At 55.1% G+C, this 26835-nt stretch carries 23 protein-coding genes; 17 read left to right on the top strand and 6 right to left on the bottom strand.

What is annotated here, in order from left to right; all coding sequences use genetic code 11:
* Nucleotides 1-111: 111 nt before the first annotated feature.
* Nucleotides 112-1023: a LysR family transcriptional regulator gene (locus tag C5687_RS20525; RefSeq protein ID WP_059385263.1), complete on the bottom strand. Its 912-nt coding sequence runs from the start codon at nt 1021-1023 to the stop codon at nt 112-114.
* A 175-nt stretch (nt 1024-1198) separates the two neighbouring features.
* On the opposite strand from C5687_RS20525, the gene C5687_RS20530 reads away from it, so the two are divergent.
* The 7 genes from C5687_RS20530 (at nt 1199) to uspE (ending at nt 8377) form a co-directional block, all read left to right on the top strand.
* Nucleotides 1199-2509 carry a M20 family metallo-hydrolase gene (locus tag C5687_RS20530; protein WP_045284902.1) on the top strand — a complete coding sequence of 437 codons (1311 nt, stop codon included), beginning with the start codon at nt 1199-1201 and terminating at the stop codon, nt 2507-2509.
* Nucleotides 2509-3954: a M20 family metallopeptidase gene (locus C5687_RS20535; RefSeq protein WP_104557697.1), complete on the top strand. Its 1446-nt coding sequence runs from the start codon at nt 2509-2511 to the stop codon at nt 3952-3954. Before C5687_RS20530 ends, C5687_RS20535 begins: the two co-directional genes overlap by 1 nt.
* Nucleotides 3955-3997: 43 nt before the next feature.
* Nucleotides 3998-5524, top strand: a complete 1527-nt coding sequence (gene abgT / locus C5687_RS20540; RefSeq protein WP_045284904.1) for a p-aminobenzoyl-glutamate transporter — start codon at nt 3998-4000, stop codon at nt 5522-5524.
* A 10-nt stretch (nt 5525-5534) separates the two neighbouring features.
* The gene (ogt, locus tag C5687_RS20545; RefSeq protein WP_094917619.1) at nt 5535-6050 is read left to right on the top strand and encodes a methylated-DNA--[protein]-cysteine S-methyltransferase; all 516 of its coding nucleotides are present in this window, start codon (nt 5535-5537) and stop codon (nt 6048-6050) included.
* A gap of 183 nt (nt 6051-6233) precedes the next feature.
* A complete protein-coding gene (fnr, locus tag C5687_RS20550; protein WP_006174991.1) occupies nt 6234-6986 on the top strand; it encodes a fumarate/nitrate reduction transcriptional regulator Fnr in 753 nt (250 codons plus the stop codon).
* Between the two features lie 148 nt (nt 6987-7134).
* Nucleotides 7135-7317 carry a hypothetical protein gene (locus C5687_RS20555; RefSeq protein ID WP_238380500.1) on the top strand — a complete coding sequence of 61 codons (183 nt, stop codon included), beginning with the start codon at nt 7135-7137 and terminating at the stop codon, nt 7315-7317.
* 109 nt (nt 7318-7426) lie between these two features.
* Nucleotides 7427-8377, top strand: coding sequence for a universal stress protein UspE (uspE, locus tag C5687_RS20560; protein ID WP_025758570.1), 951 nt, complete (start codon nt 7427-7429; stop codon nt 8375-8377).
* A 120-nt stretch (nt 8378-8497) separates the two neighbouring features.
* Here uspE and pntB read toward each other — a convergent pair whose 3' ends face one another.
* On the bottom strand, nt 8498-9886 hold the full coding sequence (pntB, locus tag C5687_RS20565) for a Re/Si-specific NAD(P)(+) transhydrogenase subunit beta (RefSeq protein WP_025758569.1): 1389 nt from the start codon (nt 9884-9886) through the stop codon (nt 8498-8500).
* Between the two features lie 10 nt (nt 9887-9896).
* A complete protein-coding gene (gene pntA / locus C5687_RS20570; protein ID WP_104557701.1) occupies nt 9897-11426 on the bottom strand; it encodes a Re/Si-specific NAD(P)(+) transhydrogenase subunit alpha in 1530 nt (509 codons plus the stop codon).
* A 535-nt stretch (nt 11427-11961) separates the two neighbouring features.
* Here pntA and ydgH point away from each other — a divergent pair.
* From ydgH to tus, 7 genes are all read left to right on the top strand, one after another.
* Nucleotides 11962-12906 (top strand): DUF1471 family protein YdgH, encoded by a 945-nt coding sequence (ydgH, locus tag C5687_RS20575; protein WP_025758566.1) that lies wholly within the window; start codon nt 11962-11964, stop codon nt 12904-12906.
* A 184-nt stretch (nt 12907-13090) separates the two neighbouring features.
* Nucleotides 13091-14473, top strand: a complete 1383-nt coding sequence (locus C5687_RS20585; RefSeq protein ID WP_104557703.1) for an amino acid permease — start codon at nt 13091-13093, stop codon at nt 14471-14473.
* 39 nt (nt 14474-14512) lie between these two features.
* A complete protein-coding gene (gene folM, locus C5687_RS20590; RefSeq protein WP_047958409.1) occupies nt 14513-15235 on the top strand; it encodes a dihydromonapterin reductase in 723 nt (240 codons plus the stop codon).
* 94 nt (nt 15236-15329) lie between these two features.
* Nucleotides 15330-16046: a two-component system response regulator RstA gene (rstA, locus tag C5687_RS20595; protein ID WP_025758561.1), complete on the top strand. Its 717-nt coding sequence runs from the start codon at nt 15330-15332 to the stop codon at nt 16044-16046.
* A gap of 252 nt (nt 16047-16298) precedes the next feature.
* Nucleotides 16299-16718: a hypothetical protein gene (locus tag C5687_RS25400; protein WP_373467658.1), complete on the top strand. Its 420-nt coding sequence runs from the start codon at nt 16299-16301 to the stop codon at nt 16716-16718.
* Nucleotides 16636-17934, top strand: coding sequence for a two-component system sensor histidine kinase RstB (rstB, locus tag C5687_RS20605; RefSeq protein ID WP_104557705.1), 1299 nt, complete (start codon nt 16636-16638; stop codon nt 17932-17934). Before C5687_RS25400 ends, rstB begins: the two co-directional genes overlap by 83 nt.
* Before the next feature lie 73 nt (nt 17935-18007).
* Nucleotides 18008-18937 (top strand): DNA replication terminus site-binding protein, encoded by a 930-nt coding sequence (gene tus, locus C5687_RS20610; protein WP_025758377.1) that lies wholly within the window; start codon nt 18008-18010, stop codon nt 18935-18937.
* Here the strand turns inward: tus and fumC are convergent, their stop codons facing one another.
* Nucleotides 18938-20332 (bottom strand): class II fumarate hydratase, encoded by a 1395-nt coding sequence (gene fumC / locus C5687_RS20615; RefSeq protein ID WP_104557707.1) that lies wholly within the window; start codon nt 20330-20332, stop codon nt 18938-18940.
* A 183-nt stretch (nt 20333-20515) separates the two neighbouring features.
* Complete coding sequence (fumA, locus tag C5687_RS20620) at nt 20516-22162, bottom strand: class I fumarate hydratase FumA (protein ID WP_025758374.1); 1647 nt, start codon at nt 22160-22162, stop codon at nt 20516-20518.
* A gap of 197 nt (nt 22163-22359) precedes the next feature.
* Here fumA and manA point away from each other — a divergent pair, with 197 nt between their 5' ends.
* Both manA and C5687_RS20630 read left to right on the top strand, forming a co-directional pair.
* Nucleotides 22360-23535, top strand: coding sequence for a mannose-6-phosphate isomerase (manA, locus tag C5687_RS20625; protein ID WP_104557708.1), 1176 nt, complete (start codon nt 22360-22362; stop codon nt 23533-23535).
* A gap of 99 nt (nt 23536-23634) precedes the next feature.
* Nucleotides 23635-25167: a YdgA family protein gene (locus C5687_RS20630; protein WP_094917635.1), complete on the top strand. Its 1533-nt coding sequence runs from the start codon at nt 23635-23637 to the stop codon at nt 25165-25167.
* A gap of 116 nt (nt 25168-25283) precedes the next feature.
* Here C5687_RS20630 and C5687_RS20635 read toward each other — a convergent pair whose 3' ends face one another.
* On the bottom strand, nt 25284-25736 hold the full coding sequence (locus C5687_RS20635; protein WP_104557709.1) for a hypothetical protein: 453 nt from the start codon (nt 25734-25736) through the stop codon (nt 25284-25286).
* A 410-nt stretch (nt 25737-26146) separates the two neighbouring features.
* On the opposite strand from C5687_RS20635, the gene C5687_RS20640 reads away from it, so the two are divergent.
* A partial coding sequence (locus C5687_RS20640; protein ID WP_104557710.1) for an abortive infection family protein occupies nt 26147-26835 on the top strand: 689 nt, incomplete at its 3' end.

The following is a 26835-nucleotide window of genomic DNA, read 5'->3' on the forward strand; positions in this document are numbered from 1 at the left end:
TATACCTGCTTCATGGATATAATACTCAGGACTGGCGAAAGGACGCACTGCTGTGTGTACTGGAGGGTCTGTCAGATGTCGGACAGACCCTGTTTTTTTACGTTCTCTTTTTCACGTCGCGACTATTTTTCGCGCTTCTCTTCGGAATTGCGTAATTAAGGATTCGGCCAGGGGTGTCTGACGGGAATCACGACGCTGAATTAAATAATATGCCGCTTTTGGAAGCGATTCGACAACCGGCAACATCACCAGGCGATGCGCCAGCAGCGGGTCACAGCCCAGTTCCTGCGGCAGAATGCTTAAAAAATCACTTTGCGCCACCAGGCTAATACAGGAGGAGAATGTTTCGCAGACAACCCCTATTCGCGGTATTTGCGCGCGATGGCTAAATACCTCTTCCAGTTGCTTATAATAACTTCCCCGCGGCGTCGGCATTGTCCAGTTATAATGCAGCAGTTCATTAATTGAGGTTGCTTTGGTAGCCGGATGTCCTTCCCGGCAAAATACCGCAAACGACTTTTCGAAGAGTTTTTCAAACGTAAACTCGTGGTCATAAGGCCCCTGATAATAGGTGTTGATGGTGAAATCCAGCTCACCCTGGCGTAATTCATTGATCATCGACACCAGCTGCCCTTCCATAATCCGCACCTTGACCTGCGGATGCTGCGCGTGAAAGCGGGAGATCACCGCGGGCATCAGGCTGCGTGAAACGCTGGCCCCCATCCCGATATTGATCTGCCCGGCCAGCTCACCCTGCCGCTGACGGATGTCATCCTGCGCCGCGCGCAGTTCTTCCAGAATCAACTTCGCGCGCTGGTAGAAGCCCTCCCCGCATTCGGTCAACGCAACGCCCTTACTCCTGCGCACGAAAAGCTGCGCCGCCATGCCCTCCTCCAGCTCTTTGATGGATTTGGTCAGCGCCGGCTGCGAAAGATTAAGCGTCCTGCTGGCACCGCGAATGCTGCCCTGACGAGCGACTTCGACAAACGCCCGGATTTGATGAAATTTAATCTGAAATGACATAGCCCGATCGATAACCGTTGTTTATCAGAGTAAAGAAACTGTCATCTACTTTAATGGAAAGGGATGTGCGAGGGTAATTCCTGAACGGTTAAAACTGTGAAAAAACGGTTAGTGATAAGTAAAAACTATCACATCGTGAAGCAGTTCACATATTTTAATGATGACAGGAACAGATATGGACACACTGACGCAGTACATCCAGACCCTAACCCCGCAGCTGAGCGCATGGCGTCGCGATTTTCACCAGTTTGCTGAATCCGGCTGGGTGGAATTTCGTACCGCGGCGAAGGTCGCAGAAACCCTGGACTCGCTGGGTTATGAGCTGGCGATGGGTCGCGACGTGGTGGATGCCGAAAGCCGGATGGGCCTGCCCGATGAGGCCACCCTGGCGCGAGAATTTGCCCGCGCCCGCGCGCAGGGCGCGCCGGAGAAATGGCTGGCGCCGTTTGAGGGCGGGTTTACCGGGATTGTCGCGACCCTGAATACCGGCCGCCCGGGCCCAACCCTGGCATTTCGCGTGGACATGGATGCCCTGGATTTAAGCGAAGCACACGATCAAAGCCACCGCCCGTTCCGCGACGGGTTTGCCTCCTGCAATCCCGGGATGATGCACGCCTGCGCACACGACGGCCACACTACGATTGGTCTGGGGCTGGCGCAGGTACTTAAGCAGAATGACGCGCAGCTCAGCGGCACCCTCAAGCTGATCTTCCAGCCTGCAGAAGAAGGGACGCGCGGCGCGCGTGCCATGGTGGCCGCCGGGGCGCTGGATGACGTGGACTATTTCACCGCCATCCATATTGGCACCGGCGTGCCTGCCGGGACGGTGATCTGCGGCAGCGATAATTTTATGGCGACCACCAAATTCGACGTGAACTTTACCGGCGTGGCCGCACACGCTGGCGGTAAACCGGAGGACGGGCGTAATGCCCTGCTCGCCGCCGCGCAGGCCGCCATCGCGTTACACAGCATCGCCCCACACAGCGAAGGCGCATCCCGGGTAAACGTCGGGGTGATGCAGGCAGGCAGCGGGCGCAACGTGGTGCCCGCCAATGCCCTGATAAAGGTTGAAACGCGCGGCGAAAACGAAGCGATTAACCAGTATGTCTTTGAACGGGCGCAGGCGGTCATTACCGGCGCGGCCGCGCTCTACGGCGTTAAGGCAGAGATGCGCCTGATGGGGGCTGCCACCGCCAGCTCGCCGACACCCGCCTGGGTTGATTATCTGCGCGAACAGGCCAGCCAGGTTCCGGGGGTGGTTCACGCCATCGACAAGGTCAAAGCGCCAGCAGGCTCCGAAGATGCCACGTTGATGATGGCCCGCGTGCAGCAAAACGGCGGCATGGCGTCCTATATGGTATTTGGCACGGAGTTGAGCGCCGGACATCACAATGAAAAATTCGACTTCGATGAGCAGGTCATGACGGTCGCCATCGAAACGCTGGCGCGGACGGCGCTCAATTTCCCGTGGACGCGAGGTGTGTAATGCAGGACAACTACGCTTTTATTGCCGATGCGATCGACACGCGATGTCGCACGTTAACCGACATCGCCGATGCGATCTGGGATCATCCTGAAACCCGCTTTGAAGAGTTCTGGTCCGCCGAACGGCTCGCCAGCGCGCTGGAAGCCGAAGGTTTCACCCTCACGCGCGAGGCGGGCGGCATTCCCAACGCCTTTATTGCCAGCTTCGGCAGCGGAAAACCGGTTATCGCCCTGCTGGGTGAATACGATGCGCTGGCCGGGTTAAGCCAGCAGGCACACTGTGCGACCCCACAATCCGCCACGCCGGGGGCTAACGGCCACGGCTGCGGGCATAATCTGCTGGGCACCGCAGCCCTTGCCGGGGCGGTCGCGGTAAAAAGCTGGCTGGAGCAGCACGGCAGCGGCGGGACAGTGCGTTTTTACGGCTGTCCAGGTGAGGAAGGCGGCTCCGGGAAAACCTTTATGGTGCGCGAAGGGTTGTTTGACGACGTCGATGCCGCCGTGACCTGGCACCCGGAGGCCTTTGCCGGGATGTTTAATGTCAGCACGCTGGCCAATATTCAGGCCGCCTGGCGTTTTAAGGGGGTGGCGGCACATGCGGCCAACTCTCCGCATCTGGGGCGCAGCGCGCTGGATGCGGTGACGCTGATGACTACCGGCACCAACTTCCTCAACGAGCACATTATTGAGAAAGCGCGCGTCCATTACGCCATTACCGATACCGGCGGGATTTCGCCTAACGTGGTGCAGGCGCAGGCCGAAGTGCTGTACCTGATCCGCGCCCCGGAGATGGCCGATGCGCAGCAAATCTACGAACGTATCGAAAAAATCGCCCAGGGCGCGGCGCTGATGACTGAAACGACCGTCGAGTGCCGCTTTGATAAAGCCTGCTCCAGTTACCTGCCCAACCGCACGCTCGAGGCGGCGATGTATCGCGCCCTGCAGCACTACGGCACGCCGGAGTGGACCGACGAAGAGCGAGAGTTTGCCCGCGAGATCCGCGCCACGCTGACGCCCAACGATCTGCAAAACAGCCTGAAAAATATTGCCGCCACGGGTGGTGAAGCGGGTAAAGCCTTTGCCCGTCGTCATCAGGCGACGCTGCTGGTGGATGAAGTCGCGCCTTATGCCGTCACCGATAACGTGCTGGCGGGTTCAACCGACGTGGGTGACGTCAGCTGGAAAATGCCGGTTGCCCAGTGCTTCAGCCCCTGCTTTACCGTCGGCACGCCGCTGCACACCTGGCAGTTGGTGGCGCAGGGACGAACCTCGATTGCTCACAAAGGGATGCTGCTGGCCGGGAAAGTGATGGGCGCAACCGCGCTGAATCTGCTGCAGGATGCGGCGCTGCTGAAAAAATGCCGTGAAGAGTTTGAACAATACATACAAGAAAAACCGTACGTGTGTCCGATCCCACCGGGCGTGACACCGTCACCTTTAAAATAAAAAAACACAACACAACACAACACAACACTCCCGAGGAACGCCCATGAGTATGTCATCCATACCTTCGCATTCCCCATCCGGTAAGCTCTATGGCTGGGTTGAAAGGATCGGCAATAAAGTGCCACACCCTTTCCTGCTTTTTATCTATCTGATTGTGATATTGATGGTTGCCACCGCCGTGCTCTCCGCCTTTGACGTTAGCGTGCGCAGCCCGGCCGACGGCAGCCTGGTGGCGGTGAAAAATCTGCTGAGCATTGAGGGGTTGCACTGGTTTTTACCCAATGTGATTAAAAACTTCAGCGGCTTCGCTCCGCTGGGTGCCATTCTGGCACTGGTGCTGGGGGCCGGGCTCGCGGAGCGCGTGGGCCTGTTACCGGCTCTGATGGTGAAAATGGCCTCTCACGTCAGCGCGCGTTACGCCAGCTACATGGTGCTGTTTATCGCCTTCTTCAGCCATATCTCTTCCGACGCCGCGCTGGTGATCATGCCGCCGATGGGGGCGCTGATTTTCCTCGCCGTCGGGCGTCACCCGGTGGCGGGACTGCTGTCGGCGATTGCCGGCGTCGGATGCGGTTTTACCGCCAATTTGCTGATTGTGACAACCGATGTTCTGCTGTCCGGCATCAGTACCGAGGCGGCGAAAACCCTCGATGCGGCCATGCACGTCAGCGTGATCGACAACTGGTACTTTATGGCAAGCTCGGTCATTGTCCTGACGATTGTCGGCGGGCTGATTACCGATAAAATCATTGAGCCGCGTCTGGGGAAATGGGAAGGCCGTAGCGATGAAAAACTGGAGACGCTGAGTAAAGAACAGCGCTTCGGCCTGCGCGTGGCGGGCGTTGTCTCGCTGGCTTTTATCGCGCTGGTGGCGTTGATGGTGGTGCCGGAAAACGGGATATTGCGCGATCCCGTTAAACATACCGTCCTGCCCTCGCCGTTTATCCAGGGCATTGTGCCGCTGATTATTCTCTTCTTCTTTGTCGTCTCTCTTGCTTATGGTATCGCCACTGGAAAAATCCGCCGCCAGGGCGATCTGCCGCAGCTGATGATCGAGCCGATGAAAGAGATGGCGGGCTTTATTGTGATGGTGTTCCCGCTGGCGCAGTTTGTGGCCATGTTTAACTGGAGCAACATGGGCAAGTTTATGGCCGTTGGCCTGACCGACGCGCTGGAAGCTGCCGGGCTAAGCGGCGTACCGGCGTTTGTCGGCCTGGCGCTGCTCTCGTCGCTGCTGTGCATGTTTATCGCCAGTGGCTCCGCCATCTGGTCGATTCTGGCGCCGATCTTCGTACCGATGTTTATGATGCTTGGGTTCCACCCGGCCTTCGCGCAGATCCTGTTCCGTATCGCAGATTCCTCAGTCATTCCCCTTGCGCCGGTTTCGCCGTTTGTTCCGCTGTTTTTAGGCTTCCTGCAGCGCTATAAACCCGAGGCGAAACTGGGTACCTACTATTCGCTGGTTTTACCCTATCCGCTTATCTTTTTAGGGGTATGGCTGGTGATGTTAGTGGCGTGGTATCTTGTCGGCCTGCCGATTGGACCGGGGATCTACCCGAGGCTGAACTAAAGGAATGAAGATGCTGAGATTACTCGAAGATAAGATTGCGACGCCGCTTGGGCCGCTGTGGGTGATCGCCGACGAGCAGGGCTGTCTGCGCGCGGTTGAGTGGGAAGAGCACAGCGACCGCATGGAAGAACTGCTCAATATCCACTACCGCGTACAGGGGTATGAACGTATCCGCGCCACCAACCCGGGCGGACTGAGCGACAAGCTTACGGCGTACTTCGAAGGCGATCTCAGCATCATTGACAGCCTGCCAACCGCCACGGCCGGCACGCCTTTCCAGCGCGAAGTGTGGCAGGCGCTGCGGGCCATTCCCTGCGGACAGGTCATGCATTATGGGCAGCTCGCGGAGCAGCTCGGTCGCGCCGGGGCCGCACGCGCAGTGGGGGCCGCGAATGGCGCTAACCCGGTCAGCATTGTGGTGCCCTGCCATCGCGTGATTGGCCGCAACGGTACCCTCACCGGCTATGCCGGCGGGGTGCAGCGAAAAGAGTGGTTACTGCGTCACGAGGGGTATCTCTTGCTGTAATTCCCAGGCTTTTTGTGCTTAATTTTCTTCCGGTTAGGCTAAAAATCCATAATCAAGCTGTGGAATTTCAAGAAGATGGCGACATGATGCCGTCTCTTGTCCTTATTGAGGGTTTGTCAGGCTTACGTACTTACCAAAAAGATGTTAAAATTGACCAATATCAATTAAGGCTTGAGCAAACCTATGATCCCGGAAAAGCGAATTATACGACGCATTCAGTCTGGCGGTTGTGCTATCCATTGCCAGGATTGCAGCATCAGCCAGCTCTGTATCCCGTTTACCCTGAATGAACACGAACTTGATCAGCTTGATAATATCATCGAGCGTAAAAAGCCGATTCAGAAAGGGCAGACGCTGTTTAAAGCCGGAGACGAACTGAAATCGCTCTATGCTATCCGTTCTGGCACCATCAAGAGCTACACCATCACCGAACAGGGTGACGAGCAGATCACCGGCTTCCATCTGGCAGGCGACCTGGTGGGCTTTGATGCCATTGGCACGGGTCACCATCCGAGCTTTGCTCAGGCCCTTGAAACCTCAATGGTTTGCGAGATCCCGTTTGAAACCCTGGACGATCTGTCCGGCAAGATGCCTAACCTGCGTCAGCAGATGATGCGTCTGATGAGCGGTGAGATCAAAGGCGATCAGGACATGATCCTGCTGCTTTCCAAAAAGAATGCAGAAGAGCGCCTGGCGGCGTTTATCTACAACCTCTCCCGCCGCTTTGCCGAGCGTGGTTTCTCTCCGCGTGAATTCCGTCTGACCATGACCCGTGGCGATATCGGTAACTACCTGGGCCTGACCGTGGAAACCATCAGCCGTCTGCTGGGTCGTTTCCAGAAAAGCGGAATGCTGGCCGTTAAAGGTAAATACATCACCATCGAAAACGGTGAAGCGCTGGCCGTTCTTGCCGGGCATGCCCGCAACGTGGCATAACGCCCCGCAGATAACCTGCCAGATCCATAAATTTCCATGATTTATGGATCTGGCATATAACACGTCCGTTCACTGACATTTTCACCGCAGTACGTCGCCACACAGTAACCTGGAAGGTTCTCGTTGAGGTTATGAATTGAGAGAAAGTTTGTTTTTCGTTTCAGTCGTGATTGCCTCAGTGACCTTTATCTTCATCTGGATCATGCTTGTCGGCCCAATGAAGGGGGAAGAAAAAACCTATGTTCAGGATTCCACGACGTTTGCGATAGTGGTGATGATACTGCTGTTTATTGCGTTTATCGCAGTCACCGCGACGGTGCTGTTTCTCTGATATATTTTCATGAATTATTGATCTGGCAAAACTTCCCCTCTGTTTCATTCAGGATATATAGGTTACTCTTTTAATTACAGACTGTGGTGACAGTAGTAAGGAGACCTGTATGGCAAAGTATCAAAACATGCTGGTAGCTATCGATCCGAATCAGGACGATCAGCCGGCATTACGACGTGCTGTGTATTTACATCAACGGATTGGTGGCAAAATCAAAGCGTTTTTGCCGATCTATGACTTCTCGTATGAGATGACCACCCTTCTGTCGCCTGACGAGCGCACCGCTATGCGTCAGGGCGTGATCAGCCAGCGTACCGCGTGGATCCGCGAACAGGCTAAATATTACCTGGAAGCGGGTGTGCCCATTGATATTAAAGTGGTGTGGCATAACCGGCCTTTCGAAGCCATCATCCAGGAAGTTGTTGCCGGTGGACACGACCTGCTGCTGAAGATGACGCATCAGCATGACAAGCTGGAATCCGTGATCTTCACACCAACCGACTGGCATCTGCTGCGTAAATGCCCTTGCCCGGTCTGGATGGTGAAAGACCAGCCGTGGCCTGAAGGCGGGAAAGCCGTTGTGGCAGTGAATCTCGCCAGCGAAGAGGATTATCACAATTCGCTGAACGAAAAGCTGGTCAAGGAGACCATCCAGCTGGCTGACCAGGTTAACCACACCGAAGTGCATCTGGTGGGAGCCTACCCGGTTACCCCGATCAATATCGCCATTGAGCTGCCTGAATTTGACCCGAGCGTGTACAACGACGCGATCCGTGGCCAGCACCTGCTCGCAATGAAAGCGCTGCGCCAGAAATTCAGCATTGATGAAAAAATGACCCACGTGGAGAAAGGCTTGCCTGAAGAGGTGATCCCGGATTTAGCCGAACATCTGCAGGCCGGGATTGTGGTGCTGGGCACCATTGGACGAACCGGGATCTCTGCCGCGTTCCTCGGCAATACCGCTGAACAGGTAATCGATCATCTGCGCTGTGACCTGCTGGTGATCAAGCCGGATGAGTACCAGACGCCGGTTGAGCTGGACGATCCGGAAGACGATTAACCCCTAACGCCCGGCGGCGCAGGCTTGCCGGGCCTACAAAACCGTAGGCCGGGTAAGCGTCAGCGCCACCCGGCAATAAAAAAACCGCCGAATTCGGCGGTTTTTTCGTTTCAACGCAACTTACAACGCTTTCAGAATCGCATCCACGCTGGCTTTGGCATCGCCAAACAGCATGTGGGTGTTCTCTTTGAAGAACAGCGGGTTCTGCACCCCGGCATAGCCGGTATTCATGGAGCGTTTAAACACAATAACGTTCTGCGCCTTCCACACTTCCAGAACCGGCATCCCGGCGATTGGGCTACGCGGATCGTCCTGCGCTGCCGGGTTAACGGTGTCGTTAGCGCCAATGACCAGCACGGTATCGGTGTCCGAGAAATCATCGTTGATCTCGTCCATCTCCAGCACGATATCGTAAGGCACTTTCGCTTCCGCCAGCAGCACGTTCATGTGGCCTGGCAGACGCCCTGCCACCGGGTGAATACCAAAGCGAACCTTGATGCCACGCGCGCGCAGCTTCTCAGTGATCTCGGCAACCGGATACTGCGCCTGCGCCACTGCCATGCCGTAGCCCGGGGTAATGATGACCGAGTGCGAGTTTTTCAGCATCTCGGCGGTATCTTCCGCGCTGATCTCACGGTGCTCCCCCACTTCTTCATCAGCGCCGGTTGAAGAGCCGTCGGAACCAAAACCACCGGCGATAACGCTGATGAACGAACGGTTCATCGCCTTACACATGATGTAAGACAGAATCGCACCCGAAGAACCTACCAGCGCACCGGTAACAATCAGCAGGTCGTTGCTCAGCATGAAGCCCGCTGCCGCCGCTGCCCAACCGGAGTAGGAGTTCAGCATGGAGACAACCACTGGCATATCCGCACCACCAATGGAGGCCACCAGGTGCCAGCCAAACGCCAGCGCAATGATCGTCATCACCAGTAACGCCAGTACCTGCAGGCCCACGCTTTCGGTACGCACGAAGACCACCAGTAGCACAAACGAGACCACCAGCGCCGCCAGATTCAGCTTATGACGGTTTGGCAGCATCAGCGGTTTTGAGGAGATCTTCCCGCGCAGTTTGCCGAAGGCGACAATGGAGCCGGTGAAGGTGACCGCACCGATGAAGATACCGAGGAACACTTCCGTCAGGTGGATGTTCACCAGAATCGGTTCCAGACCCGGCGTGTGGTACAGGTAGCTGTTGAAGCCCACCAGCACCGCAGCCAGGCCCACGAAGCTGTGCAGAATCGCAACCAGCTCTGGCATCTCGGTCATTTCAACGCGTTTTGCCAGACGAATACCAATCGCCCCACCGATGATCATCGCCACCAGGATCCACGCCACGTTGCCGGTATCCGGCCCGAAGATGGTGGCAATCAGCGCAATCGCCATCCCGGCGATACCAAAGTTATTTCCCTGCTGAGACGTTTCGTGTTTGGAAAGCCCCGCCAGACTGAAAATAAACAGGATTGCAGCAACAATGTATGCGGCTGTCACTAATCCTCCAGACATATGCTACCCCTTAGCCTTTACGAAACATTTTCAGCATGCGCTGAGTCACGGTGAAACCACCGAAAATATTGATACTGGCGATCAGCACTGCGATAAAGCTCAGGAAGCTGATCCAGCCGCCGTGACCAATCTGCAGTAATGCCCCCACCACGATGATCCCGGAAATGGCGTTGGTCACCGACATCAGCGGCGTATGCAGCGCATGGGAGACGTTCCACACCACGTAGTACCCTACGACACAGGAGAGCGCGAAGACGGTAAAGTGGCCGAGGAACTCTTTCGGGGCAACGTCAGCCAGCCAGCCGAACAGAATAATCGCCAGCGCCATGAGCGCGTATTTACGCCACGGTGACGCCGGTTTGGCAGGCTCTTTCGGCTCTGGCGCCGCTTTTGGCGCTGCCTGAGGCTGGGCCGAGACCTGAATCGGTGGCGCAGGCCAGGTGATTTCACCTTCACGGACTACGGTGACGCCGCGTACCACTACATCGTCAAAATCAACGGCGATGTTGCCGTCTTTCTCTTTACAGAGCAGCTTCAGCAGGTTGACGAGGTTGGTACCGTACAGCTGAGAAGACTGGGTCGGCAGGCGGCTTGGCAGGTCGGTATAACCGATCACCTTCACCCCGTTTGCGGTCGTGGTCACCTGATTCGGTACGGTATATTCACAGTTACCGCCGTTTTGCGCGGCCAGGTCGACAATGACGCTGCCCGGCTTCATGGAATCCACCATTTCACGGGTGATCAACTTCGGCGCCGGTTTACCCGGAATCAGCGCGGTGGTGACAATAATATCGACATCTTTCGCCTGCGCGGCGAAGAGTGCCATTTCGGCTTTGATAAAGGCTTCGGACATCACCTTCGCGTAACCATCACCGCTCCCCGCTTCTTCCTTAAAGTCCAGCTCAAGGAATTCAGCACCCATACTCTGGACCTGTTCCTTCACTTCAGGACGGGTGTCAAATGCGCGTACGATAGCGCCCAGACTGTTTGCCGCACCGATGGCGGCAAGACCCGCCACGCCCGCGCCAATCACCATGACTTTTGCCGGCGGGACTTTACCCGCGGCGGTGATTTGACCGGTAAAGAAGCGACCAAATTCGTGGGCGGCTTCCACAATAGCGCGGTAACCGGCAATGTTTGCCATGGAGCTTAAGGCATCCAGCGACTGCGCACGCGAAATACGCGGCACGGAGTCCATCGCCATCACCGTCACGCCACGGGCCGCCAGCTTCTCCATCAGTTCAGGATTTTGCGCAGGCCAGATAAAGCTCACCAGCGTCGTCCCTGGATTCAATAGCGCAATCTCACTCTCTTCCGGTGCGTTGACCTTCAGAATAACCGGCGACTGCCAGACGTCAGCACCGTCGACCACCTCCGCACCAGCCTGGATAAAAGCATCGTCATCGAAACTCGCCAGTTTGCCTGCGCCGCTTTCAACCGCGACGGTAAAACCCAGTTTCAGCAGTTGCTCCACCGTTTTCGGTGTTGCCGCTACGCGGGTTTCATTGGCTAACCGTTCTTTTGGTACCCCAATACGCATAGTTTTCCCTTCCATCGGTTTTTGATGATGGTTTATCGATAAATGACCGCGGTTTGTATCAATTTTCGCCAACGCACGCGCGACGCGAGATGATTAACCCCGGAAAATAAAACAGTAACAAACTGTCTATAACCTACTGAAAATAGCGCCCGTGATCTACCGCCAGAAAACACTATTTCTTACTTTATCTGTGAAAAATAAGCGTTCGGCGTCACTGACAGTGATATTTACCTTAAATTCTTCGCCGGAACCGATAAATCGCGCAAGCGAAGCGGTAAAAACATGATATAGCGCCATAAGAGAACAACTTATTAACATTAAATTAACTTGTAAAAGTCATAAGCTTTATCAGTTTTACTTGTCAAACGCCTGTTTTTTCAACATATCACTAAATGTTATCGAATTCGGTGATTCAGTGAGCACAGGCTGTGAAAAATGGCGCAGACAGCGACAGGTTTTAAATGCAATAATCGGGACCGTCTCAAATTAACAACAATACCAGTACATGGTTTGCGCAAGGCGAAGGATTATTTTTATGAAGCTTAAGAACACACTCCTGGCGTCCGCACTTCTTTGTGGGACCGCCCTGTCTGCGAATGCCGCAACAGAGTTAACGCCGGAGCAAGCGGCAGCGTTAAAACCTTTTGACCATACGGTCATTGTGGGTCGTTATAATTCTATTGGCGATGCCGTCGCCGCTGCATCAAAAGCCGCTGATAAAAACGGAGCGGCCTCGTTTTACGTTGTTGACCAGTCTGACTATGGCAACAGCGGTAACCAGCGTGTGACCATTGCGCTGTACAAAGACAATGCGCCAAAAGCTGACGCACCGAAAAACCGCGTGATCAACGGTGTCGTTGAGTTGCCGAAAGATCAGGCGATTGAGCTGGAACCTTACGACACGGTTACCGTTCAGGGCTTCTATCGCAGCCAGCCTGAAGTGAACGATGCCATCACCAAAGCCGCGAAAGCGAAAGGTGCATACTCTTTCTACATCGTGCGTCAGGTCGATGCCAACCAGGGCGGCAACCAGCGTATTACCGCATTCATCTATAAAGAAGATGCGAAAAAACGTGTTCTGCAAAGCCCGGATGCGATCCCGGCTGATTCAGAAGCGGGTCGTGCAGCGCTGGCGAAAGGCGGCGAAGAAGCGAAGAAAGTTGAAATCCCTGGCGTAGCAACCTCTGCTGCACCAAGTGCTGAAGTGGGCCGTTTCTTTGAAACGCAATCCACAAAAGGTGGCCGTTATTCCGTGACGCTGCCAGACGGCACCAAAATTGAAGAGCTGAACAAAGCCACTGCTGCGCAGATGGTGCCGTTCGACAGCATCAAGTTTACCGGCAACTACGGCAACATGACGGAAGTCTCTTATCAGGTCGCGAAGCGTGCGGCGAAGAAAGGGGCGAAGTACTACCATATCACCCGCCAGTGGCAGGAACGTGGTAACAACGTGACCATCAGCGCCGATCTGTACAAGTAACAAAACCGTTTACGAAAGGCGGCGCAATGCCGCCTTTTTTGTTACTTTTTTTGAATTTCTGCCACACGTCATTGCATGCTTTCGTTACACTCCGTAAAATCCCGCGCCTTAGTGTGATCCACCATTTTTATGCGCCTGTGCGAAATAATTATTCTGGATTTGGACCTTTCATAACAGGAAGCCAATGGAAAAGAAACTTGGCCTGAGTGCTCTGACTGCACTCGTTTTAAGCTCGATGCTGGGTGCGGGCGTATTCAGTTTGCCGCAAAACATGGCGGCCGTCGCAAGCCCTGCCGCACTGCTCATTGGCTGGGGCATTACGGGCGTTGGAATAATGCTGCTGGCCTTCGCCATGCTGCTGCTCACCCGCATTCGCCCCGATCTGGACGGCGGGATTTTCACCTATGCCCGTGAAGGTTTCGGCGAGCTGATTGGCTTCTGTTCCGCGTGGGGATACTGGCTGTGTGCGGTTATCGCCAATGTCTCTTATCTGGTTATTGTCTTTTCGGCGCTCAGTTTCTTTACCGATACCCCAGCACTACGCCTCTTTGGCGACGGCAATACCTGGCAGTCTATTGTCGGCGCCTCGGTGTTGCTGTGGTTCGTCCACTGGCTGGTGCTGCGTGGCGTACAAACGGCCGCCAGCATTAACCTGGTTGCTACCCTCGCGAAGCTGGTTCCGCTTGGCCTGTTTATCATTCTGGCCTTTATCGCGTTTCGTCTCGACGTGTTTACGCTCGATTTCAGCGGCATGGCGCTTGGCGTCCCGGTCTGGGAGCAGGTGAAAAATACGATGCTGATCACCCTGTGGGTGTTTATCGGGGTTGAAGGCGCGGTCGTGGTGTCAGCCCGTGCCCGCAATAAACGTGACGTTGGCCGTGCCACGCTGCTGGCCGTGCTGGCGGCGCTGGGGGTGTATCTGCTGGTGACGCTGCTGTCGCTGGGCGTGGTGGCGCGTCCTGAGCTGGCCGAAATGCGTAACCCGTCAATGGCCGGACTGATGGTGAAAATGCTCGGTCCCTGGGGCGATGTGGTGATTGCTGCGGGCCTGATTATCTCCGTCTGCGGGGCTTACCTGAGCTGGACCATCATGGCGGCGGAAGTACCGTTCCTGGCCTCTACGCACAAAGCATTTCCTCGCCTGTTTGCGCGTCAGAACAAAAACAATGCGCCTGCCGCGTCACTGTGGCTGACCAACATCAGCGTTCAGGTCTGCCTGGTGCTGATCTGGCTCACAGGTTCAGACTATAACACCCTGTTGACCATCGCCTCGGAAATGATTCTGGTACCCTATTTCTTAGTGGGCGCCTATTTGTTAAAAATTGCCACACGCCCGGTGCATTATGTCGTGGGTGTCGGAGCCTGTATTTACGGCCTGTGGTTGTTGTATGCTTCCGGGCCTATGCATCTGCTGCTGTCGGTGGTGTTGTACGCGCCGGGGCTGCTGGTGTTTATCTACGCCCGCCACACGCATCAGCTGGAGAATGCGCTGAAACGCCGTGAAATGGCATTAATTGGACTGTTACTGGTTGCTGCCGTACCGGCAACCTGGATGTTGATGGGATAGCATCGCCTTTCCCATTGTTGAACTGCAAAGGAGAATACGATGGGAAATGCACAGCTTCGTCCAATACTGATCACCGGCGGAGGCCGTCGAATCGGCCTCGCCCTCGCCCATCATTTTCTTAACCTTCGCCAGCCGGTCATTGTCAGCTACCGTACCGAATATCCGTCAATTGAAGGCCTGCGCAAAGCCGGAGCGGTCTGCATTCAGGCTGATTTTTCAACCGATGACGGCATTCTGGCCTTTGCGGAAAAGGTGAAATCCACCACCACGGCTCTGCGTGCGGTGATCCATAACGCCAGCGCATGGCAGGCCGAAAAGTCCGGCACGTCACTCAGCGAAACGCTCTCCGCCATGCTGCAGATCCACGTCAACGCGCCTTATCTGCTTAACCATGCGCTACAGGATCTGCTGCGCGGGCATGGACATGCTGCGGGCGATATCATTCACTTCACCGATTATGTGGTAGAGCGCGGAAGCGACAAGCACATCGCCTATGCGGCCAGTAAAGCAGCACTGGATAACATGACGCGCTCGTTTGCCCGTAAACTCGCCCCGGAGGTGAAGGTCAACGCCATCGCCCCGGCGATGATTTTGTTCAACGAAAACGATGATGCAGAGTACCGTCAGCAGGCGCTGAATAAGTCGCTCATGAAAATTGCGCCGGGCGAAAAAGAGGTGATCGACCTGGTGGATTACCTGCTCACCAGTTGCTATGTCACCGGCAGAACCTTTGCCGTGGACGGCGGCCGGCCGCTGCGCTAGTGAAAATATCGGAACCGGCGTTAATGTTGAAAGATTAATGGAAGGTTAAGGTTCCGCGGTGTATGTTGGCTTTTTTCACGAAAACAGACGTTGTATGAATAAGATTGTTTATGTTGAAGACGAACCCGAAGTCGGGCAACTGATTGCCGCCTATCTGGGTAAACATGATATGGACGTCATTGTTGAGCCTCGCGGCGATTGTGCCGAAGAGGTGGTGGTCCGTGAAAACCCCGATCTGGTGTTGCTGGATATCATGTTGCCAGGAAAGGACGGCATGACGCTCTGCCGTGACCTGCGCGCCCGCTGGGACGGCCCTATCGTACTTCTCACCTCTCTGGACAGCGATATGAACCATATTCTGTCGCTGGAGATGGGAGCCAATGACTACATTCTGAAAACCACACCGCCTGCCGTCCTGCTTGCCCGCCTGCGCCTCCATTTACGCCAGCACGCCAGCATCGAACGCGAAGCACCGGCGCCGTCTCTGACACCGCATAAAGCCATGCGGTTTGGTACGCTGTCGATTGATCCGATTAACCGTCAGGTGTTGCTGTCCGGGGAACTTATAGCCCTCTCTACCGCAGACTTTGACCTGCTGTGGGAGCTGGCAACCCATGCCGGGCAGATCATGGACCGTGACGCGCTGCTGAAAAACCTGCGGGGAGTAAGCTATGACGGAATGGACCGCAGCGTGGACGTTGCGATTTCGCGACTGCGCAAGAAACTGCAGGATAATGCCACCGAGCCCTACCGCATCAAAACCGTGCGTAACAAGGGCTACCTGTTTGCCCCCCACGCCTGGGAAACCTGATCGTCTTATCCGTACAAGATAATCTGCGCGAAATGAAGGCATTACGCGACGTTCGCCTTTCTTTCGCGCGTTTATTCCCCCGTTTGCGCAACAATTAACTTGCTAAGCCCGCGAACTATTCCATAATTACCTTCTCATCTCTCTTCTCTTCAGCTCGCCCCGCACCGGCGACCGTTCTACTCATTTTCGCCGTGAAGCTTTCACGACATCTCTCCCATAAAATCTTGAAATGAGGATTTAAGATCATGAATTATGTATAGCTACAATCAGGTAGAAGCCATCAAAACCAATCTTGAGTGGATTGTAAATCAGGCTACCCTTAACCACGCCTCCCCCTCACGCACCGATCAAAAAGCGCTCTTTGACCTGCTGGAACTGATCCAGTCATACGAAATACTCCTGGACCTCATTCGCGAATTCGGGACGGATGTGATTGATATGCACATTGCGGAAGGCCTGGCCGTGACGGAAAAACTCATCGCCAAGGTAAAAAAACCGCGCGAAAGCCATTTAACACGCTCGACAGACATGAAAAACCTGAAGGGTTTTCATGTATATTCTGCACATAGCGTTTTTGCGGTGAGATCCAATGAAAAAGCTGTTTGTGCAGTTTTATCTTTTACTGTTTGTCTGCTTCCTCGTGATGACCATGCTGGTCGGACTGGTTTATAAGTTTACCGCCGAACGTGCGGGCAGACAGTCGCTGGATGACCTGATGAAAAGCTCGCTCTATCTGATGCGCAGCGAGCTGAGAGAGATCCCGCCACACGACTGGGCGAAAACCCTGAAAGAGCTGGATCTGAATCTGTCGTTCGATTTACGCATCGAGCCGTTGAAAGATTTCGAACTCGATCCGCCCGCCATGCAGCGTCTGCGCGAGGGCGACATCGTCGCGCTGGATGAGAAATATACCTTTATCCAGCGTATTCCTCGCAGCCACTACGTGCTGGCCGTCGGGCCGGTGCCCTATCTCTATTATCTGCACCAAATGCGTCTGCTGGACATGGCGCTGATGGCCTTTATTGCCATTTCACTGGCGTTTCCGGTCTTTATCTGGATGCGCCCACACTGGCAGGACATGCTGAAACTCGAATCCGCCGCGCAGCGTTTTGGCGAGGGGCATTTTACCGAGCGTATCCACTTCGACAGCGGTTCCAGCTTTGAACGACTGGGCGTGGCCTTCAACCAGATGGCCGATAATATCAATGCCCTTATCGCCAGCAAGAAGCAATTGATTGACGGGATTGCGCACGAGCTGCGTACGCCGCTGGTTCGCCTGCGCTACCGTCTGGAGATGAGCGAGAATCTGACGGAATCAGAGTCTCAGGCGCTTAACCGCGATATTGGTCAGCTTGAAGCGCTGATTGAGGAGCTGCTTACTTACGCGCGCCTCGACCGCCCGCAGAACGAACTCAACCTCAGCACGCCGGACCTGCCTGACTGGCTGCAAACCCACATTGATGATGTCCAGAGCGTGAACCCGCAGCGCACGCTGCGCACGCGCGTCACGCAAGGTGATTACGGCGCGCTCGATATGCGCCTGATGGAGCGCGTGCTGGACAATCTGATCAACAACGCCCTGCGCTACAGTGAAAGTACGCTCCAGATTGGCCTGGATGTGCAGGGCAATCAGGCCAGCCTGACGGTTGAGGATGACGGCCCGGGAATTGCCCCGGAAGCACGCGAAACCGTGTTTGAACCGTTTGTACGTTTAGACCCCAGCCGCGATCGCGCCACCGGTGGATGTGGTCTGGGGCTGGCGATTGTTTACTCTATCGCCCAGGCCATGGGCGGCACCGTGCATTGTGAGGAGAGCGAACTCGGCGGCGCGCGCTTCTGCTTTAGCTGGCCCGTGTACCATAACATCGCCCTTCCCGTTCCTGCCTGACCTAAACCGCACGCTGGCCTGACCCGGCGCGCTGTGCTATATGATAAGTATGTTGTAACTAATGAGAGTGTTTATGGCATCCTACGATCTCATCGAAAGGCTGAACAGCACCTTTCGCGAAATAGAACACGAGCTACTGACCCTGACAGAACGTTTGCAGGCCTGCCGTCTGCTGGCCGCGCGCGTCTTTACCCTGCCCGATGTGGCCAAAGGGGCCGAGCACGATCCGCTGGATACCATCGAGGTGAAACAGCACCTCGGCAACGCCGCCTGTGAGCTGGCGATGAAGCACTACCGCCATCTCTTTATCCAGCAGCAGTCAGAACAGCGCAGCAGTAAGGCGGCCGTGCGTCTGCCGGGTGTGATCTGCCTGCAAACCGATGCCCCAGCGCGTGAAGCGCTGGAAACCCAGATTGCCCACATCAACACCCTGAAAGCGACCTTTGAAAAAATCATCACCGAAGAGTCGGGCCTGGCCCCTGCCGCCCGGTTTGAGTGGGTGCACCGCCAGCTTCCGGGCCTGATAACCCTTAATGCCTACCGCACCCTGACGGTACTGCGTCACCCCGCCACGCTGCGTTTCGGCTGGGCGAATAAGCACATCATTAAGAATTTCACCCGGGATGAAATTCTGGCCCAACTGGAAAAAAGTCTGAAGACGCCACGCACCGTCGCACCGTGGTCGCGCGAGCAGTGGATTGAGCGCCTGGAGCAGGAATATCACAGCATCGCGTCTCTACCGGCAAAGACGCGCCTCAAGATCAAGCGCCCGGTGAAAGTTCAGCCTATCGCCCGCGTCTGGTATTCCGGTCAGCAAAAACAGGTGCAGTATGCCTGCCCGACGCCTTTGATTGCGCTTTATGATGCCGATCAGGGTGCCATCGTGCCGGACATTGGTGAGCTGTTGAATTACGATGCTGAAAATGTCCAGCACCGTTACAGACCCCAGGCGCAACCGCTTCAGCTGATTATTCCGCGGTTGCACCTGTATGTGGCGGAATGATTATTTCAGACTGCCGACCATCGCTTCCGGGCGTACCCAGGCGTCAAATTCCGCCTCCGTCAGATAGCCCAGCGCCAGGGAGGAGGCTTTCAGCGTCAGCCCCTCCTTATGCGCTTTTTTGGCGATCTCGGCGGCCTTGTCGTAGCCGATATGGGTATTAAGTGCAGTCACCAGCATCAGAGACTCATTCAACAGCTGGCTGATGCGCTCGCGGTTTGGCTCAATGCCCACCGCGCAGTGCTCGTTAAAGCTCTCCATCCCATCCGCCAGCAGACGAATTGATTGCAGAACGTTGTGGATCACCATCGGGCGATAGACGTTCAGCTCGAAGTTGCCGGATGCACCGCCCATATTGACGGCCACGTCGTTGCCCATCACCTGACAGCAGAGCATGGTCATGGCTTCGCACTGGGTCGGGTTCACTTTACCCGGCATGATAGAACTGCCCGGCTCGTTTTCCGGAATGCTGATTTCACCAATGCCGCAGCGCGGGCCTGAGGCCAGCCAGCGCACGTCGTTGGCAATTTTCATCAGCGAGGCCGCCAGCCCTTTCAGCGCACCGTGGGTGTGAACCAGCGCATCGCAGGTCGCCAGCGCTTCGAACTTATTGGGCGCCGTGACAAACGGCAGACCGGTAATGGCAGCAAGCTCCTTCGCCACGCGCACCGCGTACTCCGGATGGGTATTTAACCCGGTCCCCACCGCCGTGCCGCCGAGCGCCAGCTCCGACAGATGCGGCAGGCTGTTCTCAATATGCTTCAGATTGTGTTCCAGCATCGCCACCCAGCCGGAAATCTCCTGGCCGAGCGTTAACGGCGTGGCGTCCTGCAGGTGCGTACGGCCAATTTTAACGATATCGCGGAAGGCCTGCGCCTTGTCATTAAGCGTGGACTTGAGGACGTTGAGCTGCGGGATAAGCTGTTCGCGAAGAGCAATCACCGCCGCCACGTGCATCGCCGTGGGGAAAACGTCATTAGAACTTTGGCTCTTGTTGACGTCATCGTTTGGATGGACCTTACGCTCCATGCCACGCACGCCGCCCAGCAGCTCACTGGCCCGGTTTGCCAGCACCTCGTTCATGTTCATATTGCTTTGCGTGCCGGAACCGGTCTGCCAGATGGCAAGGGGGAATTCGTCGGGGTGCTTGCCCGCCAGCACTTCGTCGGCGGCATTCATGATGGCGGTGGCTTTATCGGCCGCCAGCAGGCCTAAATCCTGGTTAACTTTCGCGGCGGCCCGTTTGGTGAGGGCCAGCGCCTGAATCAGCGAGACGGGCATTTTCTCGGTCGAAATACGGAAATGCTCGAGCGAACGCTGGGTTTGCGCGCCCCAGAGCTTGTCGGCCGGAACCTCGATGGCGCCCATAGAATCTTTCTCATGGCGTACCGTTGTCATTACTTTCTCCTTGATAACAAAAGAGGGATTGCTCACATGCTTAAGGGATAAGTATTGATGACTTCTGAGAAACGTTATGGCGCTTTGTGCGCTCTTTTTGGTGTCGGCTGGCGCTGATGCTTACCCGACCTACCAGACACGTAGGCCGGGTAAGGCACAGCCGCCACCCGGCAATTTACAGAATTACTTCACACAGGCCGAACACTGAGAGGACTGGATCTGTTTGAAGAAGTCGTTGCCTTTGTCATCCACGAGGATAAACGCCGGGAAGTCTTCCACTTCGATTTTCCAGATAGCTTCCATTCCCAGTTCCGGGTATTCCACACACTCCAGACTCTTGATGCTGCCCTGCGCCAGCACCGCAGCCGGGCCGCCTATGCTGCCGAGGTAGAAGCCGCCGTGCTTGTGGCACGCGTCCGTCACCTGCTGACTACGGTTTCCTTTTGCCAGCATAATCATGCTGCCGCCGTTAGCCTGCAGCTGGTCAACGTACGAGTCCATACGCCCGGCCGTGGTGGGGCCTAACGAGCCAGAAGCATAGCCCTCAGGCGTTTTCGCCGGGCCCGCGTAGTAGATCGGATGATCTTTAATGTACTGCGGCAGCCCTTCGCCGTTGTCCAGACGCTCTTTCAGCTTCGCGTGCGCGATGTCGCGGCCCACGATAATGGTGCCGTTGAGGGAGAGACGAGTCGAGACCGGATACTGTGAAAGCTGCGCCAGGATCTCTTTCATCGGACGGTTCAGATCAACGCGAACCGCTTCGCCCTCACCCGCTTTACGCAGTTCTTCCGGGATGTATTTACCCGGGTTGTTTTCCAGTTTTTCGATCCACACGCCTTCACGGTTGATCTTCGCCTTGATGTTACGATCCGCGGAGCAGGACACGCCCATCCCGACCGGACAGGATGCACCGTGACGCGGCAGACGGATCACGCGCACGTCGTGGGCGAAGTATTTACCGCCAAACTGCGCACCGAGGCCCAGATTGCGCGCTTCTTCCAGCAGCTCCTGTTCAAGCTGAACGTCGCGGAACGCCTGGCCGTGCTCGTTACCTTCTGTCGGCAGGCCGTCGTAGTATTTGGTAGAGGCCAGCTTCACGGTTTTCAGCGTGCTTTCCGCCGACGTACCGCCAATCACAAACGCGATATGGTACGGCGGGCACGCCGCGGTACCGAGGGTGCGCATTTTTTCCACCAGATAGTTCTTCAGCTTACCCGGGGTGAGCAGCGCTTTGGTTTCCTGGTAGAGATAGGTCTTGTTGGCTGAACCGCCGCCTTTGGCGATACAGAGGAATTTGTACTCGTCGCCGTCCACGCTGTAGAGGTCAATCTGTGCAGGCAGGTTGGTGCCGGTGTTGACCTCTTTGTACATGTCCAGCGGCGCGTTCTGCGAATAGCGCAGGTTGTCTTCGGTGTAGGTGTTGTAAACGCCGTGCGCCAGCGCCGCCTCATCGCCGCCGCCGGTCCAGACGCGCTGGCCTTTTTTCCCGACGATGATTGCCGTGCCGGTGTCCTGGCAGGTTGGCAGAATGCCTTTCGCCGCGATATCGGAGTTACGCAGGAACTGCAGGGCAACGTATTTATCGTTTTCGCTGGCCTCCGGATCGCTCAGGATATCGGCCACCTGTTGCTGGTGTGCAGGACGGAGCATAAACGAGGCGTCGTGAAAAGCCTGCTGCGCCAGCAGCGTCAGCGCCTGCGGATCGACCTTCAGGATCTCTTGTCCTTCAAACTCAGAGACAGAGACGTGATCGCGGGTTAACAGATAGTATTCGGTCTGATCCTTACTCAGCGGGAAAGGATCCTGATAATGGAAGGGTTTGTTCGACATTGTTCTCTCACTTACTGCTTCAGTCTGATTATTTGGGCAGATGTTCCGCTGCCCGCTTAAAAGCGAGTCAGCTTATCCTACACAATTTTTTAACAAAAACTGAGACTAGTACGACTTTTTACATCCACAGGTTACTTCCCGGTGGTTTATTGCTTTAATACCCGAAGTTTATTCCACATTTGAATCAGGGCTTGATAATGCAAAAACTCATCAACTCAGTGCAAAACTACGCCTGGGGAAGTAAAACTGCGTTAACGGATCTCTACGGTATCGCGAACCCGAACAACCTGCCGATGGCAGAACTGTGGATGGGTGCGCACCCGAAGAGCAGCTCAAAAATTGAAGACGCCAGCGGTCAGGTGCACAGCCTGCGTGACGTCATTGATGCCGATAAAGCCGCGCTGCTGGGCGATAAGGTGGCTCAGCGCTTTGGCGAACTGCCGTTCCTGTTTAAAGTGCTGTGCGCCGACCAGCCGCTCTCCATCCAGGTCCACCCGAATAAGAAAGCCTCTGAAATGGGCTTTGCGAAAGAGAATGCGGCCGGTATTCCGTTAGACGCTGCCGAGCGTAACTACAAAGATCCAAACCATAAGCCGGAGCTGGTGTTCGCGCTGACTCCGTTCCTGGCGATGAACGCCTTCCGCGAGTTTTCAGAGATTATCTCCCTGCTGCAACCGGTCGCAGGTGCCAATAACGCTATCGCCCACTTCCTCGAAAACCCCAATGCTGAAGGCCTGAGCCAGCTGTTTGCCAGCCTGCTTAACATGCAGGGTGACGAGAAATCCCACGCGCTGGCGGTGCTGAAAGCAGCCCTGACCACGCAGCAAGGTGAACCGTGGGACACCATTCGCCTGATCTCCGAGTTCTACCCGGACGACAGCGGCCTGTTCTCTCCTCTGCTGCTGAACGTGGTGAAGCTGAACCCGGGCGAAGCGATGTTCCTGTTCGCGGAAACCCCGCACGCCTACCTGCAGGGCGTGGCGCTGGAAGTGATGGCCAACTCCGACAACGTGCTACGCGCGGGCCTGACGCCGAAATACATCGACATCCCTGAACTGGTTGCTAACGTGAAGTTCGTGGCGAAACCTGCCGCAGAGCTGCTGACTCAGCCAGTGAAAAAGGGTGCAGAGCTGGACTTCCCGATCCCGGTTGAGGATTTTGCTTTCTCGCTGCATGACCTGAGCCAGACAGAAACGACCATCGCGCAGGAGAGCGCGGCGATCCTGTTCTGCGTGGAGGGCGAAGCTACTCTGCATAAAAATAGCGAGCGTCTGGTGCTGAAACCGGGTGAATCGGCGTTTGTTGCGGCGAATGAGTCTCCGGTAAGCGTAAGTGGCACCGGTCGTCTGGCGCGCGTTTTTAATAAGCTATAGGCACTTACTGAATTTTTTAACAACTCTTGCTAAGCTAGTGGCAGGTTTTATATCTCCGGGCGGTTTCAACCGCCTGGTTTCATTTTAGGGATAGTCGCAATGAAAAAATCGGTCGTAGCGGTTGGAGTGATTGTAGCGTTAGGCGTGGTCTGGACGGGTGCCTCCTGGTATACCGGGAAACAGCTGGAAAGCCGTCTGGCTGAGATGGTGGCGCAGGCTAACAGCGAAATTAAGGGCAGCGCACCGGAAGCGGGCGTAGAGCTGAGCTACCAGAATTATCAGCGCGGTGTGTTCACCAGCCATATGCAGCTGGTGGTGAAGCCGGTTGCCGGTAATGAAAACGGCTGGCTGAAGCCGGGTCAGAGCGTGGTGCTGAATGAAGTGGTAAGCCACGGTCCATTCCCGCTGGCGCAGTTAAAGTCGTTTAACCTGATCCCGTCGATGGCGTCCGTTCATACTGTTCTGGTGAACAACGACCTGACCAAACCGCTGTTTGATCTGGCGAAGAATGAATCACCTTTCGATATTAACACCCGCATTAGCTACTCCGGTGATACCCGTTCTGATATCGCGCTGAAAGCGCTGAACTACGAGAAAGAGAATGAGAAAGTCGCCTTTAGCGGCGGCAATTTCCAGGTTGATACTGACCGCGACGGGAACGTGTTATCTCTGACGGGTGAAGCGGAAAGTGGCCTGGTCGATGCCGTAAACGAATATAACCAAAAAGTTCAGCTGACCTTTAACAATCTGAAAGCCGACGGCAACAGCCGAATGACCGACTTTAAAGAGCGCATCGGCGATCAGAAACTGTCTGTCGACAAGATTGCGATTGCCATTGAAGGTAAAGAGATGGCTGTGCTGGAAGGCATGAACATCGACGGCAAATCCGACGTGTCTAAAGACGGCAAAAACATCAACACCCAGCTGGATTACACGCTGAAGAGCCTGAAAGTCCAGAATCAGGATCTGGGCACCGGCAAGTTTTCGCTGAAAATCGGCAATATCGACGGCCAGGCGTGGCACGAATTTAGCCAGAAATACAGCAAAGAGAGCCAGGCGCTGCTGACCGATGCCGCGCTGCAGCAGAACCCGGAGGTGTACCAGCAGCAGGCTATGGCGGTACTGTTCAACAACCTGCCAATCCTGCTGAAAGGCGAGCCGGTGGTCACCGTTGCGCCGCTGAGCTGGAAAAACAGCAAAGGCGAAACCAGCTTCAACCTCTCTCTGTTCCTGAAAGATCCGGCAACCGCCACGGGCGAACCTCAGACGCTGGCACAGGAAGTGGATCGCAGCGTGAAGTCCCTCGACAGCAAGCTGACTATCCCGATGGATATGGCCACCGAGTTTATGACCCAGATTGCGAAGCTGGAAGGCTACGGCGATGAAGATGCTGGCAAGCTGGCGAATCAGCAGGTGAAAGGTCTGGCGGCAATGGGCCAGATGTTCCGCATCACGAAGGTGGACAACAACACCATCTCCACCAGCCTGCAGTATGCCAACGGTCAGGTGACGCTCAACGGCGACAAAATGCCGCTGGATGACTTTGTCGGCATGTTTGGTATGCCTGCTCTGGGCGCGCCGGAACCGGCTGAACCCGCAGCGCCAGCCGAACCAGCAGCGCCACAACAGTAAACGTCAAAACCCCTCATGCGAGGGGTTTTTTATTGCCGGGTGGCGCTGACGCTTACCCGGCCTACGATTCCGGGCCGTTGTAGGCCCGTGCAAGCGCAGCGCCGCCGGGCATGACCTCAGCGCAGCAGGTAAGGTTCTCTGACATAGTCAGCCAGGAGATAAATCAGGTCATGCAATAACCCGGCAAGTTCTTGCGAGACAGCACTCGCAAGGGTCTGGCTCAACAAAGCCTGGTTAAGGGCCTGAGCATACCCCACCAGCATCGCAGTATCTTGCCAGCAATCCGGCATACATGATTGCGCGGGTAACGCTGTACTCAGTTTCTCAATCAGATGAGACGGTAAATCCTCATCGCATCGATTTTTCAGCTCCTCAATAGCAAATGCCAGACGGCCACACAGTGCTAAGCGCTCTGCTCTATTGTGGGTTTCCAGCAGCACATTAACAAAAGCGCAGCAGCAGTCCGTCAGTTCGAAGAGATCCTGCGTTGAGGATATCGGCAGGTCAAGAAGTTGGCAGGCAATACTGTCGCTGGAGTGAGGGTGAGCAAGGGTTGGGATCGTAGCCATAAGGCAGCCTCCGTGTGATGTTTCAAGACCACTCTCTAAGTTTCCACGCTCAGAGGGTGGCGGCGCTGACAGGGGTGGAAACTGAATCACACGGTCTTCAGCCAGCCTTTCGACTGCCCTACCAGCGCCACCGTTGATTTTACAAGGATATGCGCTGCCCCGACACCAAAACTGTGTCGTCGTGTGATAGTTCAGGTTTCCACGCCTGACTGCGGAATTTGCCGCAGTGGGGAAACTGTAAGCTCGTTATAGGTGGAAATAAATAATGATTTCGGGTTTACATGGTGTTTCTAACAGGTTTGCGAGCATGCTTCCAGATATGGAATACTTCGTTTTTCATACTTGAATAATGATGAGCATTTTTAACTTTCGACATCACATTTCAGTCATAAGTAACAAGGAATAAATCGATGGATGATTTTCTGAATGAGTTTACGTCTGATGAAGAACGCGCCAGACACCTGGAAAATTTGCTAATTGATGTTGCTCGCGGTGGGCCTCGGGATAATAGTGAATGTTTCATCTCTCTCAGGTCTCACTTCGTTCAAAATTCCGCACTAAAAGCCCTTCTCCCTGCTTTTGTTAGAGAATGCAGAACTCTTAAACAGTTTTGGGGATTCATACAGCCTGCATACTCATCCTATAGAGAACGCGAAAATTTCATTTCAACTGAATTCACCCCTCTTTTTGATTTTTTCGAAGGGGTCAATACAACACCAATAGATATTCATATCACTGATGGTTTAAGGAGTTACGACGAACGGGGGGTAAATGAAGCTTGGGCGAAGGCTTTAGAACGCAGGAACTCAGACCCAGAAGGAGCTATCACTTCCGCCAGGACCTTAGTTGAAACGGTATGTAAACATATACTCGACGACTTAAAAATTCCCTATGACCGTAATTTTGACATGAGTGAATTGTATAAACTAACTTCCAAAGAGCTAAATTTAGCCCCCGACCAGCATGGAGAGCAGATCTTTAAGCAAATACTCAAAGGATGCTCATCAGTTGTTAATGGTCTCGGCACGTTGAGAAATAAATATGGTGATGCGCATGGGATCGGTAAAAAACCACCTAAACCCGCAGACAGGCACGCTCT

Origin of the sequence: Enterobacter sichuanensis (genome assembly GCF_002939185.1) — a bacterium.
GTDB lineage: Bacteria > Pseudomonadota > Gammaproteobacteria > Enterobacterales > Enterobacteriaceae > Enterobacter > Enterobacter sichuanensis.